General features: G+C 43.2%; 20 protein-coding genes. 14 read left to right on the top strand and 6 right to left on the bottom strand.

Annotated elements, in window-relative coordinates; genetic code table 11:
• Window positions 1-73 precede the first annotated feature (73 nt).
• The 4 genes from NFS35_RS27460 to NFS35_RS27445 all read right to left on the bottom strand — a co-directional run bounded on the left by NFS35_RS27460 (window position 74) and on the right by NFS35_RS27445 (window position 2756).
• Complete coding sequence (locus NFS35_RS27460; RefSeq protein ID WP_251210162.1) at window positions 74-313, bottom strand: hypothetical protein; 240 nt, start codon at window positions 311-313, stop codon at window positions 74-76.
• The gene (locus NFS35_RS27455; protein WP_251210161.1) at window positions 301-1026 is read right to left on the bottom strand and encodes an MFS transporter; all 726 of its coding nucleotides are present in this window, start codon (window positions 1024-1026) and stop codon (window positions 301-303) included. The genes NFS35_RS27460 and NFS35_RS27455 overlap by 13 nt, the downstream gene beginning before the upstream one ends.
• A 238-nt stretch (window positions 1027-1264) precedes the next feature.
• Window positions 1265-1879, bottom strand: coding sequence for a response regulator transcription factor (locus tag NFS35_RS27450; protein ID WP_251210160.1), 615 nt, complete (start codon window positions 1877-1879; stop codon window positions 1265-1267).
• Window positions 1848-2756, bottom strand: a complete 909-nt coding sequence (locus NFS35_RS27445; protein WP_251210159.1) for a sensor histidine kinase — start codon at window positions 2754-2756, stop codon at window positions 1848-1850. The genes NFS35_RS27450 and NFS35_RS27445 overlap by 32 nt, the downstream gene beginning before the upstream one ends.
• 159 nt (window positions 2757-2915) lie before the next feature.
• Between NFS35_RS27445 and NFS35_RS27440 the strand changes: the two genes are divergently transcribed.
• Both NFS35_RS27440 and NFS35_RS27435 read left to right on the top strand, forming a co-directional pair.
• Window positions 2916-3134 (top strand): hypothetical protein, encoded by a 219-nt coding sequence (locus NFS35_RS27440; protein ID WP_251210158.1) that lies wholly within the window; start codon window positions 2916-2918, stop codon window positions 3132-3134.
• A 60-nt stretch (window positions 3135-3194) separates the two neighbouring features.
• The gene (locus NFS35_RS27435) at window positions 3195-3602 is read left to right on the top strand and encodes a hypothetical protein (RefSeq protein WP_251210157.1); all 408 of its coding nucleotides are present in this window, start codon (window positions 3195-3197) and stop codon (window positions 3600-3602) included.
• Here the strand turns inward: NFS35_RS27435 and NFS35_RS27430 are convergent.
• Entirely contained in the window at window positions 3554-5560 is a 2007-nt protein-coding gene (locus NFS35_RS27430; protein WP_251210156.1) for an ABC transporter permease, read from the bottom strand. The two genes, NFS35_RS27435 and NFS35_RS27430, sit on opposite strands and share 49 nt — an antisense overlap.
• A gap of 12 nt (window positions 5561-5572) precedes the next feature.
• Window positions 5573-6322, bottom strand: a complete 750-nt coding sequence (locus tag NFS35_RS27425; RefSeq protein WP_251210155.1) for an ABC transporter ATP-binding protein — start codon at window positions 6320-6322, stop codon at window positions 5573-5575.
• Window positions 6323-6519: 197 nt separating this feature from the next.
• Between NFS35_RS27425 and NFS35_RS27420 the strand changes: the two genes are divergently transcribed.
• From NFS35_RS27420 to NFS35_RS27365, 12 genes are all read left to right on the top strand, one after another.
• On the top strand, window positions 6520-7158 hold the full coding sequence (locus NFS35_RS27420; RefSeq protein ID WP_275564744.1) for a TetR/AcrR family transcriptional regulator: 639 nt from the start codon (window positions 6520-6522) through the stop codon (window positions 7156-7158).
• A gap of 4 nt (window positions 7159-7162) precedes the next feature.
• On the top strand, window positions 7163-7579 hold the full coding sequence (locus tag NFS35_RS27415; RefSeq protein WP_251210154.1) for an FMN-binding protein: 417 nt from the start codon (window positions 7163-7165) through the stop codon (window positions 7577-7579).
• A 38-nt stretch (window positions 7580-7617) separates the two neighbouring features.
• A complete protein-coding gene (locus NFS35_RS27410) occupies window positions 7618-8292 on the top strand; it encodes a response regulator transcription factor (RefSeq protein WP_251210153.1) in 675 nt (224 codons plus the stop codon).
• On the top strand, window positions 8280-9560 hold the full coding sequence (locus tag NFS35_RS27405; protein ID WP_251210152.1) for a HAMP domain-containing sensor histidine kinase: 1281 nt from the start codon (window positions 8280-8282) through the stop codon (window positions 9558-9560). The genes NFS35_RS27410 and NFS35_RS27405 overlap by 13 nt, the downstream gene beginning before the upstream one ends.
• Window positions 9561-9863: 303 nt before the next feature.
• Window positions 9864-10619, top strand: coding sequence for a CPBP family intramembrane glutamic endopeptidase (locus tag NFS35_RS27400; RefSeq protein WP_251210151.1), 756 nt, complete (start codon window positions 9864-9866; stop codon window positions 10617-10619).
• A gap of 102 nt (window positions 10620-10721) precedes the next feature.
• Window positions 10722-10985 (top strand): hypothetical protein, encoded by a 264-nt coding sequence (locus NFS35_RS27395; protein WP_251210150.1) that lies wholly within the window; start codon window positions 10722-10724, stop codon window positions 10983-10985.
• 257 nt (window positions 10986-11242) lie between these two features.
• Window positions 11243-11701: a helix-turn-helix domain-containing protein gene (locus NFS35_RS27390; RefSeq protein WP_251210149.1), complete on the top strand. Its 459-nt coding sequence runs from the start codon at window positions 11243-11245 to the stop codon at window positions 11699-11701.
• A gap of 69 nt (window positions 11702-11770) precedes the next feature.
• Window positions 11771-12361, top strand: a complete 591-nt coding sequence (locus NFS35_RS27385; RefSeq protein WP_251210148.1) for an ATP-dependent Clp protease proteolytic subunit — start codon at window positions 11771-11773, stop codon at window positions 12359-12361.
• Between the two features lie 303 nt (window positions 12362-12664).
• On the top strand, window positions 12665-13702 hold the full coding sequence (locus NFS35_RS27380; protein WP_251210147.1) for a hypothetical protein: 1038 nt from the start codon (window positions 12665-12667) through the stop codon (window positions 13700-13702).
• Between the two features lie 2 nt (window positions 13703-13704).
• On the top strand, window positions 13705-14967 hold the full coding sequence (locus NFS35_RS27375) for a hypothetical protein (RefSeq protein WP_251210146.1): 1263 nt from the start codon (window positions 13705-13707) through the stop codon (window positions 14965-14967).
• Window positions 14968-14973: 6 nt separating this feature from the next.
• Complete coding sequence (locus tag NFS35_RS27370) at window positions 14974-15867, top strand: ATP-binding cassette domain-containing protein (RefSeq protein WP_251210145.1); 894 nt, start codon at window positions 14974-14976, stop codon at window positions 15865-15867.
• Between the two features lie 17 nt (window positions 15868-15884).
• Window positions 15885-17165 (top strand): ABC transporter permease, encoded by a 1281-nt coding sequence (locus NFS35_RS27365; protein ID WP_251210144.1) that lies wholly within the window; start codon window positions 15885-15887, stop codon window positions 17163-17165.
• Window positions 17166-17288 lie beyond the last annotated feature (123 nt).

Genomic DNA, 17288 nt, shown 5'->3' with positions numbered 1-17288 from the left:
TGTATCGACTTTTGGATAATAAATATACATTTTACAGAATCCCTTGCATTTAACCAGACTTAATCAGCAGACACTAATTAAAGTTTGGAAACATGGGACCGTTTCCCAGACCGACCATAAAAAGGCATGCCGCGGAAATATAGGAAGATACCGGAAGAAGAAGGCCAATAAGCGCAATTCCTAAAATCCATTGCCCTATCCGAATGATTTGCCAGCTGTTTAACCGTGCTGCGAGGATGCCGGACAAAAACCTGCCCAATGCCATGCCTATATAATACACCATAACCATCCTTGCCGCTGTTACCGCATCCATATGCTATACTCCACCAGATAGGTACTTCCCCATCCGCCGCAGGTGCATTCAATGGCGCATGAGGTGATGAAGAGGCACCACATAAGTTTGACACCGGGTATCCGGGCAATCTCCCTGAAAGAAAGCGTTTTTGGCGCCCGTTCTGTTCCGGCAGAATCCTGCTGGTGCGCTTTCTTCCAGATGGATAAGGTGAGGAGCAGGATGAAAGCGATGCATAGCTGTATTCCGAAAGCAATCCGATACCCGCCTCGCCATCCGGCACTGCTGTTAATCACCAACGATAATATGTTTGGGCTGACGGTGACTCCGATGCCGTAATAACAATGGAGAAAACTCATGTGTGTTGCGGAATAGTGCAAAGAGACATAGTTGTTAAGTGCGGTGTCGATAGCCCCCGCCCCCAGCCCCAGGGGGACAGCAAACAGACACAATAAAAGAAAGTTGGCTGAGACAGAGAATCCAAGCAGTGCAAAGGCGGTCATTACTGTACTGATAGCAGAAACCCTGTTTGTCCCCAACAAACTTATCACCTTAGCGCTTATCAGGCTGGAGAGAATCGTGCCGGAAGAAATGATTATAGAAACAAAGCTTGCAAAAGAGATTGGCAGATGGAAGTCGGCATAAATGGCCGGCCATGCTGTCCCAAAAAGGGAATCGGGGATTCCGAGTCCGATAAATGAAATGTATATTACAATCAGTAAAAGTGTTGCCATAACTTTTCGTCTCCTATATTCTGCTTTTACTCTTAAGCTTATTGAGGGCAGGCATTGTCCTCTATGAAGTATATTTGTTTTACACTGCCATATTTATGAAAGAAAAAATTATGTGTCTGCAGTTATTTTATGTATGAGCTGTGCCATTTCCTGCGGAGTTTCATAGAAATCCCTCCTGACCCACTCATCCGACAGGCCAAAAAGCCCATAAGAATAAGGGCCATCGCTTTTTCTTTTTTTAACAAAGGGGAGGGATATATCCCATTTGAATGGCTTTTGTTACAGCTTCAACAGATGAGGTGACATCAAGTTTTTCAAATATATGCTGTAAATGGTTTGATAGAGTACGCTCGCTGATATAAAGTGTAGCTGCGATCTCCTTCCGCTTCATGCCATCAGCTATAAGCCGCAGGATTTGTTTTTCGCTTTCAGTCAACTCTTCTAAAAATGGAATTTCCCTGTTAAAAATAACGGCACCCTGTGATATTTGGGAAAGGAAGGATACCAGTATTTCAGGTTCTGTATTTTTGTTGATAAATCCCTTCGTTCCAATTTTTTCTGCCTCTTTGCGGTATATTGGCAGGTCATATCCGGACAGGATCACTATTTTTTGCTCCGGATATTGGTCTAATATCTGTTTCGCTAATTCCAGGCCGTCTTCGGATGCTATGTTCTTTAAGTTGATATCCATGAGCAGGATGTCCGGTCTGTTGGTTTCAATAAAGCTGTCCAACCGGGAAATATCACGGATGCTTTCAAATGATGTGATCTCCGGATAATCCGATAAGGCAATCTCAAGGCTTTTTGAAAATAAGGCATGGTCATCGACTAACAAAATATTGATAAGAAACATCTCCTTTCATTGGCAGGGCAATCTGTATGCAGACCCCGCACGGGAAGTTATTGGTTATTTTTACAGAACCTCCCATATTGCCTACGTGCTCAGTGATCAGCGAGAGCCCTCTGTGCTTTGACGGATCGGCGGATGATAGGGTTTCCGCATCAGCAGTTCCGTTGTCCTTTATGCGCAGCACTATGACTTCATTTTCTTGTGTTAGGGTTATCCATGCTTTTTCTCCCGATGAGTGCTTGTAAACATTTGTGACAAGCTCTTTCAGGAGGCGGTACACGAAGATATCATAAGGGGCAGCTAAAAAGAGGGAGTCCGGGCATTCAAAGGTAATACGGATATCGCGCTGTGGGAAGGATTGCGATATATATTCAAGCAGGTTTTGGTAATTCTCTTTAACAGTAAGTTTGGGGAGCATTGCAGGGTGGCAATCCTGCATCCGCTCACGAATATAAGTGTTCATGTTATCAAGGGTTTTCGTAATGATTTTTCGGACATCGGGACGGTCTGCCTTTTCCATCATGTTCTTTACGGAAAGCAAGTCTTGTAGAATATTGTCATGGAGGAAATTCGCAAATTCCAGATTTAGCTGTTCTTCCTGCTGCAGCTGCTTTAATGCGGCATGGTATTTGCTATCCCTGACCATTCCGCTTTTCCCATGCCTTAAATTAAAATCCAATGCAATGTTACAGGCATATACAAAGACAAACATGGCATCCAGCATAAGGAAAAACAGTGGAAGAGGGGTGCCGGAAGCAAAGGCGGACAGGCCGCAGATAACCGTCCCGACAAGCAGGAGCAATGCCCGCTGGCACCTGCTGAATACGGTTGACAGCGGGATACTGCTATGCTCTTTTCGTATAATGCTGTGTGTGCTCATAGAGAACAGCAGGACAGGAAGATATATCCCGAAATTAGAAAGATGTCCACTGATTCCCATAGTAGAAAAGTAATAGGCAAGGAATAAAATGATTACCGTTATAAGGGAGAAAAGGATACATTTCCATTCCGCCTTAATGACAAAGGCAGTCATTTTTCTATGGAAGACAACAATGAAAATGAAACAGAGCAAACCCGTCAGAAACTGTATGCCATAGAACAGGGCGAATATCTCATCCGACACCAGCAGGCCGATAAGGGAGCAGATACAGGTTCCGGCGAGGCAAATGCCTACTGTCTTTTTGAACCGATATCCGCCGCCCTGAAACAAAAACATGAGTATGAAATTTATGGAGACATACCATATGACCGGGCTTAAAGCAGAGAAGGCCATACTTGTGTGGGCACCGCCCCACGCAGACAGGAGTATATACCAGCTATGGAGCGCGAGCAGGCCGCAAAACAGGGAAATGACTTTGTTTTCCCTGACATTGCAGGAACTCATATAAGTAATGTCTATGAGCATCAGAGAAGACAGGAACAGGGATACGGTTCCTGTGGCGTTAAATGCCATATACCTGTTTATGGTCAGTCCCATATACATAATGAGCAAAATGGAGTTTGCAAAAAGAAGAAGATTAAGTATCATATGCTTTTTCATATCCGGCCTCCTTTTTTCACGCTTTATTATACCATTTATTTGCGGGCATACAAGAAGGAATCCCTGCATGATTTTTATTTTGTCAAAAATGCATATGAAACCGCCGGGCATGAAAGGGCGGCGGTTTCATATAGTTTCTATTTTGTCAGGACAGACTTACAACAGGTGTGGACGGTGATGCAGTAATAGCCCAGATAGATAAGGAATGTCAGCATAATGGCTGCCATTGTGGGTGCATAAAGCAAAGGACTGTTTCCCAGAATATTCTGCATGAGGGCGGACTTGTATACCAGCGTGCCGAAGATACAGTCTGCCAGCCCGAATAAAAAGGGGATGCCGAAAAAAGCTGCCGTCTGCTTTTGAATGATTTTTTTGATTTTCTTATCCGTATATCCCATTTTCCAGAGAATCTCATAATCGGACTTCGAGTCGGTTACGGCTGAAACATTATTAAAGTAAAGGATGCTTCCGGCAGCGACGAAGAACAGCACCACGAGAAAGCCGATCAGCAGGAAGGTGGAGCTGCTCAGGGAGAATATTTCGTGTATCCTGTGCGAGTTTCCCTGCAGGTAGGGGCTTCCCGACAGATAGTCTGACAGTGCCTGAAACAGAGCCTCATTATCCTCAATGGATTTTCCGTTTATGCTGAGGATTTTTGTTGCCGGAACGGATTGTTCTGCTACCGTATGATATAAATCGTCACTTATAACTAAAGTACCGACACTGTTCGCAAATGAAATGGGGTTATCCAGTGTAACCATAGTTACAGTAACGGGTATTTCCTCATTGCCTATGAGCAGCGGATAAATATCACCCATTTCGTTATTGTCAGAAGATGGCTGGTATTTCATTAAAATACACTCATTATCATTTAATGTGGCAAGCTGTTCCAGAACTTTTATCCGGCCCTGTGCCTCCAGAAGGGCTTTATAAGCTGAATACGGGATACATTCAAAACCTGCCTCCCGCAGGATTTTTTCGTTATCCGCATCCCCTTTGGAAGTTCCGATGCTGTACTCCATAGGGAGGTGTCCGCCAGAAGAAGCGACTTTATAAATATCAGTCTGCAGGAATGTAACATCCGCATCTGATGAATAGGTGCTTACAATCTGTTTGATTGCAGTTATTTCGCTTTCAGTTTCGATCCTGCATTCTATTTCCGATGGTGCCATACGGGATACCGCAGCTATTGGATAGTATAACGACAAAGCCATAACGCTTGAAACTGTCAATGCTGCAGCTGACAATAATGTGAGCATGATCAGCGTCCTGGAGTTTGAACGGATACGGTATATAAATGCGGGCGCAGTGATGATCTTTGTTTCTGTGTAGAATTTTCGTTTGTTTTTCTTTCCTGCCTGTACCACAAAAGGTAGAAAGGATGCAATAAAAAGCACTGTTCCTGAAAGTATGAGTGCAAATGTCGGCATGGCCACAGGATAAAAACCAACTGTAATCCATAAGGATCCCGAACCTCTTAATATATCAAGTGCAAGGCAGTATCCTGAAATAACGGCCAAAAAACCGATGACAGACAAAACAGCATGGAATTTCATCTTTTTTTCTGCACTCTTTTCATATCTCACTAAATCCATGAGTGAGGTTTTGAAAAGGAATCTGCTGTTGGACAGGGCTAATACTATGATAACAGTGAAAATAAAGCAGGCTGTTTTCATAATGGCGTTTGGATTGAAAAAAGGTATTTCTGAATTATTGACAGCCAGATCCAGTAATTTTGTAATGCCAAAGACGATCCCCTTATGGAAAAAACTGCCCAAAAGTATCCCTGCTATAAAAGCGCCGGTACAGGTGAGCAGGTTCTCTATCGTGAGCAGGGAGAGTATTGAGGATTTCCTGTATCCTAATAATGCATAAATACCTAGTTCTTTTGTGCGGCGGCGCAGAAAGAAACGGTTTGAATATGACATATAGAAAACAACGAAAGCCATGAGGAACACGGAAATCGTGTTACACATCGTTTCAACCCGCCCGTCATTTGATATTTTTTCAAGCATGACTTTATTCATGGAGAATGAAGTGAATGCAAAAAAGATAGTGACCACAAATGCCACGGATAGCAGATAGAGGGCATAAAACGAAAAATTGTTTTTGAGATTTTTAAACGCCGTAGATAAAGTATGCATATATTTACCCTCCTATCTTTCTGTGTCTAATTTTGCCACTTCCAGTGCAATGGATTCATAGAATGTACGTCTGTCATCATTCTGTTTGAAGAGTTCCCGTATAATGCGCCCGTCTTTAAAGATCAAAATGCGGTCAGCGAAACTTGCGGCATAGGCATCATGTGTAACCATCAATATAGTGGTATCAAGGGCTTTGTTTGATTCCTTCAGGGTGTTTAATAAATCTGTCGCAGAATTGGAGTCTAATGCTCCCGTCGGTTCGTCAGCAAACAGAATGCTTGGCCGCTTTACAATGGCCCTTAAAGCCGAAGCCCGCTGTCTCTGCCCGCCCGAAAGCTCGTTTGGATATTTATTAAGCTGTGAATCAATGCCAAAAGTTTCTGCCAGACTTTTGACCATGTTCTCTATTTTTTTCGGAGGGAGCTTCTGTAAAGTGAGAGGGACAGCAATATTTTCAAAAATGGTAAGGCTATCGAGCAGGAGATATTCCTGAAAGATAAATCCCAGCTTATCCCTGCGGAAATCCGCCGCGCCCGAATCGGTCAGGTTCTTAATGTTGATGCCGTCTATTGTGATACTGCCACTCGTGGGTATATCAATCGTGGAAAGGACATTAAGCAATGTGGTCTTTCCGGAACCTGAAGCGCCCATGATAGCAATAAATTCACTTTTCGACACGCTGAATGATACTTTGTTAAGGCTGGGACGCTGTGCCTTGGCATAAATTTTTGTTACTTCTTTTGCTTCTAATAATGCAGACATATGAAATTCTCCTTTGCGATTGATAGGAACATTGTACTTTCTGGAACTTGAAATAGAATGAGTAAAACACGCAATTATTTTTGCGCAATTTGCTCATTCAGGCAAATATTTTCCAGATTATTTTAGGCGAAAAAGTTGACAATGTTCTTTAAAACCCTTATAATTAAACCATGAGTTCAATTATAAGGAGGCAGACAATGGCACGGAGAAAAAAAGAGCCGAAAAGTGTACACCGGGAAAAAATTGCTTCCGCTGCGTCAGTATTGTTCATGGAGAGAGGCATAGCGGCAACCTCTATGGACGATATAGCCAAAGCGGCCGGATACAGCAAAGCGACTTTATACGTGTATTTTGAGAACAAAGAGGAAATTGTCGGTATCTTAGTGCTGGAAAGCATGAAAAAACTTTATCATTACATCGCTTCCGCACTGGAACAGCAGCAAACCACAAAAGAACAGTACAATTTCATTTGTCGTGGATTGGTTCAGTATCAGGAGGAATTTCCGTTCTACTTCCAAATGGTATTGGATAAAATCAATATTGATTTCGAGCGCCACGATTATCTTCCCGAAGAAAAAGAAACCTATCAAATAGGGGAAGAAATAAACGAAAAGATAAAGGAATTTTTAATATCCGGCATAGATAAAGGCGATCTGCGAAGCAATCTGAAAATCATGCCTACTGTTTTTGGTTTCTGGGGTATGTTGTCCGGGCTGATTCAGCTTGCAGAAAATAAAGAAGAATATATTAAAAAAGCAATGGGATTATCAAAAGCCCAGTTTTTAGAACATGGCTTTCATATGTTGTATTGTTCTATTGCAGATAGTGGAGAGTGATGAAATGAAAATATCGAAAAAGAAAACAGTATTATTTGTTATCATGTTCCTTTTGCTTGCCGGTTTCGTTTTGGGAATCCTCTACCTTAAAAGTGTTGCGGACTATAGAAAGGCAGTAAGGGAAACCACCTTTGAAGATATAAATATTTCTGATATTCCTGACGGAGTTTATGTCGGTGAATATGACGTGGATTTTATATATGCCAAAGTGGAAGTTGCCGTGCAAAATGGAGAAATCACAAATATTAACATTCTGGAGCACAGGCATGAACGTGGAAAGGCCGCAGAAGTTATCACTGACAGCATAGTAGATGAACAGAAAATAGATGTAGACGCAATATCGGGCGCGACAAATTCAAGCGCTGTCATAAAAAAAGCGGTTGAGAACGCTCTGAAAAGCAGGAATTTGACCACTTTTTGACTTATTTGCAGTATCATATTCTGGGAGAGGAGGTTGCTATGGCATACAAAATACTCATTGTTGATGATGAAAAAATGCTGACAGAGTTATTGTCAAGCCACTTACAGAAGTGTGGATATGAGGTTTTTGCAGCGGAAAATGCGGAGCAGACAATATCCATGCTGAATATCTATCCGGATTTGATCCTGCTCGACATCAATATGCCGGAAATGGACGGGCTGGAGCTGTGCAAAATGATACGCCAAAATGTGGTCTGCCCCATTTTGTTTCTGACAGCCCGGATTACGGAACAGGACAAGGTAAACGGCTTGCAGGCCGGCGGTGACGACTATATAACCAAGCCTTTCAGCCTGAAGGAATTGACCGCGAGAGTGGAGGCCCACCTGCGGAGGGACGAGCGGAGCAAATGTACGCCTAAAATCGTATCTTCCCAGGGTCTGATCGTAAATCTGGCGGAACGGACGGTTTTTTATGGGGAAAAGCCGCTGAACCTGTCAAACCGTGAGTTTGATATCGTGGAGTTCCTGATGCGCAACGCCAACCAGATCTTCGACAGGGAACGGATTTATGAGGCTGTCTGGGGGCTTGATGCCGAAGGAGACAGCGGTGTGATAAAAGAGCATATCCGGAAGATCAGGAATAAACTGAAGGAAGCTGCGGGCAGGGAATACATCGAGACAGTCTGGGGGATGGGATACAGATGGAAAAAATGAGGAAACCCAAATCAATGAAAAGCGCCTTTATCTGGGCGGTAGCCGTTACCATGTTTCTTGTTTTTGCGGCATCTGCCATGACCATTTACGGATGCTACCGTATACAGAAAGTGATACTTCCGGATTCCAGGGAAGTCTGGCTGAATACCCGGACGGTCACAGCGGACGGGAGGGTATTAGAGGGAGGGCAGAGGGTTACCCTTGACGAACCTGCCCAGGTGGGGATGATCGTTCCTACCGGAGTGGATATAACTCTGGAGAATACGGAATTCATAATAGAGAAAATCGAGTCCGGCTTCGCGGCGCTCCGCCCAAAGCAAAAGTTCGTATACAGAATGGCAGGCATTTTTATGGTGCTGCTTCCTTTTGTCTATTCCATTACGGGTATCATGCTGTGCGCATGGTGGTTTTACAGGAAAGAACTGTCACCGCCCATTCAGGTTCTTGCCGATGCGACAAAACATATCCGGGAGCAAGACCTTGATTTTAGGGTTGATTACAGCAGGAATGATGAATTAGGAAGGCTCTGCACCGCTTTTGAAGAAATGCGGCAGGCGCTCTATGATAACAACCGTCAGCTATGGAACATGACCAGGCAGCGCAGGATCCTGCAGGCGTCAGTGGCGCATGACCTCAGAAATCCCATTGCGATTGTCGAGGGATATGTGGAATATATGCAGCAATGCCTGGCAGATGGAAATCTGAATGACGAAGAATTGCAGCATACACTGTCTAACCTTGCGGTAACGGCAAAACGGCTTGAACATTATACCGATTATATCCGTGACCTGAATGCCATTGAAGAAACGGAAACAAAGTATTCCGTAGTTCAATTACCGGACTTTTTAGGAAGAGCTACGGAAAGTCTTTCGTTTCTTGCGGAACAACATAGCCTGGAGATTGCATACCATTCCGTCATATCCGAATGCCAGGTGAAATTAGACGAGCAGATTTTTTACCGTATTGTGGAGAATATCTTTTCTAATGCCATTCGATATGCCAAAAGCAGGGTGGATTTTGGGTACTCCCTTACCGATAATATACTTATGATAACCATATCAGACGACGGCGAAGGTTTTTCAAGGGCAATGCTCCGTAAAAAGAACACCTTTTTTTATTCTGAGGATAAAACGGGAGAGCATATGGGCCTGGGATTGGCTACAAGCCGTGTCCTTAGCCAGAAACACGGCGGAAGTCTGGAACTTTCAAATATTGCTTCCGGGGGAGCTTGTGTGACAATTAAACTTGCAGTCCGCAAAATGGGGTGATATTTTTATTTATGGGTTTTATTTATGAAAAGGTTTGGAGCAAAATAGTGATTGACAAAGAGGCAAATCAAGGTTTATATTGGAGGAAATGAAACTCCCCGCAGCAGAGCTGCGGGGAATTAGACTCTGAGACCATTACCTTTATCTTTGCTCTTTAGCGGCTGATTTTCCCGATCAAGAGCTTTCAGATACGGATTAAGAGTTGATAAGGCAATATCGTATTGTTAAAACCTATTTGTTATACGAAATTTAGAAATAGTAAATTCGATAAAATGGTATTTTTAAGGCTGAGGGGAATGTATAATGAGTAAAGTGAGCAGACAGTTTCTAATATATACATTTATGATAATGACAATATGCTGGGGAACTTGTATGATTTGCAGCTTCAATAATCTTTCGTTAGAGAAAGACTATTTTCTATATGTTCCATATTTACTTGGAGGTTGGTCGCCAACCATTGCATCCTTTATTGTTTTAAAGAAAAATGGCAAGGTAAAGAGTTTTAAGGAATGGATAAGAAATGTGTTTGATTTTAAGCATGGTATAACATCGTATTCACTTGTTGTTATATTGTCTGTTTTATATGTGTTGCCTCAATGCATTGTAGCTGGTTATGATAAAGGAGCGCCATTATATGCTATGCTGGTTATGGTGCCGCTGATGTTATTGGGAGGAGGACTTGAAGAAGCTGGATGGCGTTATATTCTTCAGCCAGAACTAGAAGAAAAATACCCTTATATTGTAGCTACAATCATAGTATCCGTAATTTGGTGGTTGTGGCATTTTCCTTTATTCTATATAAATGGTGTGGGTCAAGAAGGGCATAGCTATATTGCTTTTGGATTTGGAGTATTTGGAATTGCGTTTGCCTTGGCGTGCGTTAGAAAATGTACGAATAGTGTATGGTTATGCGTATTGCTGCATTGTATTGTTAATGCTTCTGGCGGAATTTACAAGATTAATGACGGTATACCAGGTAAGGCAGTGATGGCAGGTATTATGGCTGTAATTACGCTGCTTATCGTATATTTTAATGATAAAAAGAAGATTTTTAGATAGTTGGGAAAATTGATATTTTATTGTTGCAAAGAAGACGACAGCTTCCGGTTTGCCGGAAAGATGCAGGAAGCGAAAAAACGGGATTTGCGGAAGGTGTTTCCTATGGAAAAAGCAGATATAAAAACAGTTGTTGAAAATAGGTTCCGTGAACTTGGTGCAAAGCAATTAGAATTATATCCGTCAGGTATTTGTTGGACAATGAACGGAGAATTTTTTAAAGTATCTACATTAACAGACTTTTGGGTATTAGAGTGGACTGATAATCATTCTTATGCTTCAAATTACTGTTTTGAAGATATTGCCCCAATGCCATATGATATATCTGAGCAAGAAATAATCTGGCAGGTAGATAAACTGTTATTGTAAGGCCGAGAACAGCTAAAGGAAGAAAACACCTTAGGATAAACAGGACGGTTAGGCAACATAAGGGCTTGTGCGGGGGAGAGTGTAAACAAGGAAATTATTTATGCATAACAAAATGGCGGCAGGATTATTCTGTCGCTTTTCTGGTTTCTAATCAGGGCAATTTCTATTAAGATAATTTTAAAAAGTTATGTTATATTATACTCGTGCAGACGGCAATCGATTACGTTTGTGGGTATAAATGAGGAGGAGTGTCATATATGAACAATAGTACCGTTGTAGAAAAAATAGTAGACTATATAGAAACGCACATTGACGAGGATTTGCCGCTTGATAAAATAGCAAATGCATTAAATTATTCAAAATTCTATATAGCCAGAATTTTTACCGAAGAAACAAAATGTACGGTTTATAAATACATACAGGGGCGCAGGCTGACTTTGGCTGCTCAAAAACTGGTAGAAACAGAGCAGCCCATTGTTGAAATTGCTTATGAAGCACATTATGATTCACAGCAGGCATTCACATTAGCTTTTAGACAGTTATATGAATGCACGCCTAATATTTATCGAAAAAATGGTGTGTTCTATCCTAAACAATCAAAGATGTGCATGATGGGTTCGGTTAATGGATGCTCATTTATGTATTCTTTTATACTGTTTAACGATTTCGCATGCCGTAAAACCAGGCTGCATAACGCGACTGGTTCAATCGCATGATTGCATTAGGCAGTATGTAGCACTTCAGTATTCAGCGTTATGCAGTATAGCAGGAGGTAAATTGGCAGCATGAGTACAATTCCGTATGTTATTGAACAGACAAGCCTGGGAGAACGAAGTTATGATATTTTTTCAAGGCTATTGTCCGATAGAATTGTTTTCTTAGGAGAAGAAGTAAGTGATGTTTCAGCAAGTCTGATTATTGCGCAAATGCTATTTTTAGAAGCCCAAGACCCTGGAAAAGACATTCAATTATATATAAATAGTCCAGGCGGCTCTGTTTCGGCGGGTTTTGCTATTTATGACACAATGCAATATATCAAATGTGATGTATCAACAATATGTATAGGTCTTGCCGCAAGTTTTGGGGCCTTTTTATTGGCAGGAGGTACAAAAGGAAAACGTCTTGCTTTGCCTAATGCAGAAATAATGATACATCAGCCTGCCATTCATGGAAACGGAATTCAGGGACAGGCAACCGATATAAAAATTACATCTGACCATATACAAAAAAATAAAAAACGATTAAACACCATTTTAGCAGAGAATACAGGAAAAAGTATTGAGGAAGTTGCTATTGCAACCGAACGTGACAATTATATGACAGCAAAAGAAGCAATGGATTTTGGCCTGATTGATAAAATATTAAAGAAGCGTTGATTTTGCTGGTGCCGCCGCTTGAAAAGAAGCGGCTCAAAGAGCCAACAGACTTGTGAGAAATCACAGTTTGCTGGCTCTCTTTATGTATACTGCATAACGCTGAATACTGCCTAATGTAATCATGCGATTGAACCAGTCAGCGTTATGCAGTCTGGTTTCACGGCAGGTGAAATCGTTAAGCAGTATAAATAAAGAACTAAGCCTGTTTCTCCGGAAATTTTTTTCTATTCCTTGACCACATTTTGACTTTTGGCTTTTATAATGGCCTTTAGATAATAAAATCCAAAACAAGGAGGATGGACGATGCGAAAGCGATTCTTATCATTAGCTGTGATTTTTGTTTTGCCATTTGCTGTGGCGGCCTGCGGAAATTATAACATTGCGGACGAGAATGCCCCGCCGCAGACTGTAGAAGAAGACCCCTTCGCCGGGGCGCAGGAGGACGGAGATTTAGGGTTTCTCAGCCATGGGGAAGCGAATCCCGCCAGAGCCGATGACCAGAGTGTTTTGCCTTATGAGTATCATGGCGGAGAATTTGTCCTGGACTATCAGTTTGTGTCAGAAGGAAAATTGGACAGCATTGGCTTCCTGCTTTTTTTGGACGGAAAGCCGCAAGCCTACAGGGTGAACGACACGGGGGCGGAATATGAGTATCTCCACTGCTTCCGGACATCAGAAAAGCACGAAGAGAATTTTTCCTTTGTGTTCACACCGGACACAGGGAAAAAAGGCGATACCCTGAATATGACGGTCGTGAGCGTCACCAGGCCCGATTTCCAGCCTGATATGAAAGAAACCTCAAGCTATGGCTGGTATCATCAGAGTTTCGAAAGGGTGCTGAAACTGCATTTTAATGAGGATGCTCCGGAAAATGACAGCATTGATGGAGAAAGTATAACTGCTTTTCGTGATGTCAGCATTTCAGAGGAAAAAGTCACTTCCTCTTTTATTGAGAATGAGCTTGTGAAAGCAGGATGGAATGGCGTTACCATGGATACCCTGGATAACAGTGTCTATTGGACGCTTGACTATGACGGCGAGGTGGTGTATGACAATATCAACCTTACCGGGAAAGATACGCTTACCGTGCGCTACACCCTTTGCGGAACGCCAGGCGCAAGGTATGGCATATCATTTTTCTTAAACCATAAGCCCATATCTTTTGAGGGGGCAGGTTCCTGTGATGTCACATTAAGCAAAGGAAATGTGTGGGTCATTGAGGCAACCATAGATACCGCTAAGCTGGATGGTTTCAATACTTTTTATGCGACAGCCGTTGCAGCGGACGAAAATTCACTTACAAGTAAAACAGGTTCTATTTTATTATACAAGGAGGATTAAAAATGAAAACAAAATGGATGTGTATGATACTTATACTTGCTTTGGCGCTTCATCTGTCGGCCTGCGGGGACAGACAGGAGAATGGGAACAGCTCTGAAAATGGAGCCATAAACATGGAACCGCAATCCCTGGAAGGTGATTCATCGGAAAATACCGGAAATGAAAGCAGCGAAATGAACGTGATTGATCAGCAGGATAACGGCACGGATAAAAATATTGTGGCGGTCAGTGGGGTCAAGGATTCCGCTTTTTCAGGAAAGGTCAGCGGCTGCTATTATGCCGATGGAAACCGGATTATCGTTGCGGCGGATCAGCTTTATCTTTACGATGCGGGGAAAGGCGAAACAATCGCAAGCGCGGATATTTCCATGGGAGATTTATGCGTACAGACCTTTACAGACGGCTACTTTGTTGTGGGCCAGGGAAAGGCTGAGGGAGGCGGCAACGGTTCATTTGCTGCATCAGAAAGCGACGGTATCAATGGATACATACTGAATAAGGACTTTGCTGTCCAGGATACCATTTCCTTTAGCGGATTATTAAGTGACGATTTTATCCTGCAGATCACAGCCATCGCTATTTCACAGGACGGAAAACAGGTTGCTTTCGGCGGACTTTCGGGGCTCTACCTTTATGATGTTTCTTCCCGGAAGGTTCGCGCCATTCTGAACTATTCCGAAGAAGGCACGGCAGATAATATGCAGATTGTAACCATGGACAGCCTTACCTTTACGGGGAACAACACTTTAGTCTATGTAGGCATGGCTACAGATGCCTCCATTGGCGAGGATGGGGTCAGTGTTTATGGTACAGTATCCACAGACAGCGCAGATCTCACCATTACCAAAAAGGGGGATTACAAGGTAGATACGGAAGAAGTGCAAAAGGGCGGAAACCTGCTTATTATGCCCCAGAGCTTTGACGAAAATAATGGAACCCTGCTGATGCTTGATACCACAGCCAATACAGAAAATACGATGTCGTTCTCAAGCCCCGGTGAGGGAAAAGACGGTGTTTACTGCTCCGGGCAGGGAAAATATGTGGCTACTGCTGTTTTGGAGGGAAGCAGTGTTACGATCAACATTTATGATACGGCATCGGGAAAAAATATCCATACGGAAACCGTTCAGGACAGCAACAGCGCCTATTTCATGCGTATCCCTCAGATATTGATTTTGGATGAGTCCGGCACCTGCATCGTCGTGCTTGGACGGGGTATTGACGAGGTAAGCACCCTGATAACAACCTTTGGCTTTGCGGGGTGATTCCCTATGAAAATATCGTTACGAAATGTTTCAAAGCAGTACAAAGGCAGGGGCGCCCTGGGCATGTCTGCCAAAGGCATATATGCCCTGAAGGATTTTACCACGGAACTTACGGAAGGTGTCTATGGGCTATTGGGCGCTAACGGCGCGGGAAAGACGACACTGATCAATATCTTTGTGGGTATTTTGGGAAGCGATGGCGGAACGGTTTTGATTGACGGGCAGGATGCGGGAACACTGGGTAAGGACTTCCTGTCAAAAATCGGATATATGCCGCAATATCCTATTTTCTACCAGGATTTTACGGTGATGGATTTTCTGCTGTATATGTGCGCGCTGAAAGGGATCCCTGACGGACAGGGAAAAAAACGGGCTCTGGAGCTTCTGGACATCGTCAATCTTTCAGATGCGAAAGAGAAAAAGATTGGCGCCCTTTCCGGCGGCATGCGGCAGAGGGTCGGCATTGTCCAGGCGATGCTGGGCGATCCTGAAATTCTTATTTTGGATGAGCCGACAGCAGGGCTTGATCCCAGCGAACGTATCCGCTTCCGCAACCTGATCTCAAAATTCGCACAGGGGCGGACAGTTTTGCTGGCCACCCATATCGTTTCCGATGTGGAGTGCATCGCAAAGGAGATTATGATCTTAAAGGATGGCTCCTTAATAACCCAGGGAACTACCGACGCATTAGAACAGAATATCTATGGGAAAGTGTGGGAGGTGACAGTAAACGGGGAAGACGCTGCCAGACTTGGCAGCCAATATTATGTCAGCAATATGAAACAGCAGGGGGAACGCTTTTTAGTAAGAATCGTAAGCGATATGCTGCCTGCTTCAGACGCGGTAAAGGTTTCCCCTAACCTGGAAGATGTATTTCTGTATTATTTCCGCGGGCAATGAGTTAAGGGAGAGATAACATGACACGCTTAATCAAATATGAATTTTACAAATTATTCTGCAAGCGGTCAATACTTGTTGTACTCATATTGTTCAGTGTAGTGAACCTGTTCAAAATAAACAGCGAATTCCACTCGTATTCCTACCTGGCGGACGGAAATGACAGCCGCAGCTGGAACAGCGTGTATTGGCAGCTTTATGAGGATTACAGAGGGGAGATCACTGCTGAAAAAATCAATCACCTTCTTTCCGTATATCAGCCGTTAGCAGACGCTACGGCTGATATGACAGCGAGCACGGCCAAAGACAATCCGGATATGATGACGGGGAATATATACAGTGACCGGAATATCCTGGAAAAATACTATGTGGAGCCTATGGAATATTTCTATCATTATCGGACTTATGCGCTTCAAGTGGCAGAGAGGGCAAAGGAAAATGCCGCTGTTTACAAAGAACGGGGGCAGACTGTAGAAGTACGTAAAAACAGTGTGATCTATAACCTTTATTCCGGACGGAGCATAAAAGACTTTGCCTATGAGGAGATGTATAACTATTATCTGAACTATGATTTTTCGGGCATATTGGTTTTACTTCTTTGTCTGTACGGGGTTGTCAGTACCTTTGTCTGCGAAAAGGAAACACAGATGGATATGCTGCTGCTGACAAATCCGGGCGGCGGTAAAAAGACCACATTCGCTAAAATTGCTGCGGCTTCTTTGTTTGCAATCAGTGTGGCCATATGGTTTTCTGCTGTGGACTATATTGGGTTTGTGTATTTCTTCGGAACGGCGGAAGGGGGAAATCTTCCGCTGTATGCTGTCAGGAATTTCAGCACGGCTGCGGTAAACTGTAATTTATGGCAATATGCGATTCTGTCCGCAGTGATAAGGGCAGTGGGCGTATGGACCATGAGCATGGTGTTTCTATTGATTTCCTTGTTTGGGCACAGTGCCCTTGTTCCGTTTGTCGCTGATTTCGGAGCAGCCCTGTGTTTCATTATTATAGGTGCGTCACAGAGCTGTTTCAGTAATACCTGGCTCAAAATCATAAACCCATATTCGCTGCTTGCTAACCGCATACTATTTGGCAAGACCGAGTTTATTAGTTTTGCAGGATATCCGGTACAGAGTTTCCAGGCAGCAATTATTTTTGCCATAACCGTAGGGGTGGTTTCCATAACGGCAATGATGATGCTTTCTAAAAGGAACTCTTATATTTTCTGCTGGACGGTAAAGTCGCGAAGGCGCACGAGAGGAACTTTCATGAGTGCCCTTTCGAATGAAAGTTCCTCTCATTAAATGTGCGCCGAAGTGACTTTACCCTTTAGTGCTGTCGCGCAGCGACTTTATACTGCATAACGCTGAATACTGCCTAATGTAATCATGCGATTGAACCAGTCAGCGTTATGCAGTCTGGTTTCA

The sequence above is a fragment of the Acetatifactor aquisgranensis genome, assembly GCF_943193215.1.
GTDB classification, from domain to species: Bacteria; Bacillota; Clostridia; order Lachnospirales; family Lachnospiraceae; genus Acetatifactor; species Acetatifactor aquisgranensis.
This window is presented reverse-complemented; position numbering and strand designations above follow the sequence as displayed.

Bases quoted from the DNA above. Each gene is read 5' to 3' on its own strand.
- NFS35_RS27395 (WP_251210150.1), top strand. From the start codon at position 10,722: ATGGAAAAAGCAGATATAAAAACAGTTGTTGAAAATAGGTTCCGTGAA.
- NFS35_RS27435 (WP_251210157.1), top strand. From the start codon at position 3,195: ATGGAGCGCGAGCAGGCCGCAAAACAGGGAAATGACTTTGTTTTCCCT.
- NFS35_RS27380 (WP_251210147.1), top strand. From the start codon at position 12,665: ATGCGAAAGCGATTCTTATCATTAGCTGTGATTTTTGTTTTGCCATTT.
- NFS35_RS27420 (WP_275564744.1), top strand. From the start codon at position 6,520: ATGGCACGGAGAAAAAAAGAGCCGAAAAGTGTACACCGGGAAAAAATT.
- NFS35_RS27385 (WP_251210148.1), top strand. From the start codon at position 11,771: ATGAGTACAATTCCGTATGTTATTGAACAGACAAGCCTGGGAGAACGA.
- NFS35_RS27415 (WP_251210154.1), top strand. From the start codon at position 7,163: ATGAAAATATCGAAAAAGAAAACAGTATTATTTGTTATCATGTTCCTT.
- NFS35_RS27410 (WP_251210153.1), top strand. From the start codon at position 7,618: ATGGCATACAAAATACTCATTGTTGATGATGAAAAAATGCTGACAGAG.
- NFS35_RS27375 (WP_251210146.1), top strand. From the start codon at position 13,705: ATGAAAACAAAATGGATGTGTATGATACTTATACTTGCTTTGGCGCTT.
- NFS35_RS27425 (WP_251210155.1), bottom strand. From the start codon at position 6,322: ATGTCTGCATTATTAGAAGCAAAAGAAGTAACAAAAATTTATGCCAAG.
- NFS35_RS27400 (WP_251210151.1), top strand. From the start codon at position 9,864: ATGAGTAAAGTGAGCAGACAGTTTCTAATATATACATTTATGATAATG.
- NFS35_RS27445 (WP_251210159.1), bottom strand. From the start codon at position 2,756: ATGAGCACACACAGCATTATACGAAAAGAGCATAGCAGTATCCCGCTG.
- NFS35_RS27405 (WP_251210152.1), top strand. From the start codon at position 8,280: ATGGAAAAAATGAGGAAACCCAAATCAATGAAAAGCGCCTTTATCTGG.
- NFS35_RS27440 (WP_251210158.1), top strand. From the start codon at position 2,916: ATGGAAGACAACAATGAAAATGAAACAGAGCAAACCCGTCAGAAACTG.
- NFS35_RS27365 (WP_251210144.1), top strand. From the start codon at position 15,885: ATGACACGCTTAATCAAATATGAATTTTACAAATTATTCTGCAAGCGG.
- NFS35_RS27390 (WP_251210149.1), top strand. From the start codon at position 11,243: ATGAACAATAGTACCGTTGTAGAAAAAATAGTAGACTATATAGAAACG.
- NFS35_RS27455 (WP_251210161.1), bottom strand. From the start codon at position 1,026: ATGGCAACACTTTTACTGATTGTAATATACATTTCATTTATCGGACTC.
- NFS35_RS27450 (WP_251210160.1), bottom strand. From the start codon at position 1,879: ATGTTTCTTATCAATATTTTGTTAGTCGATGACCATGCCTTATTTTCA.
- NFS35_RS27460 (WP_251210162.1), bottom strand. From the start codon at position 313: ATGGATGCGGTAACAGCGGCAAGGATGGTTATGGTGTATTATATAGGC.
- NFS35_RS27430 (WP_251210156.1), bottom strand. From the start codon at position 5,560: ATGCATACTTTATCTACGGCGTTTAAAAATCTCAAAAACAATTTTTCG.
- NFS35_RS27370 (WP_251210145.1), top strand. From the start codon at position 14,974: ATGAAAATATCGTTACGAAATGTTTCAAAGCAGTACAAAGGCAGGGGC.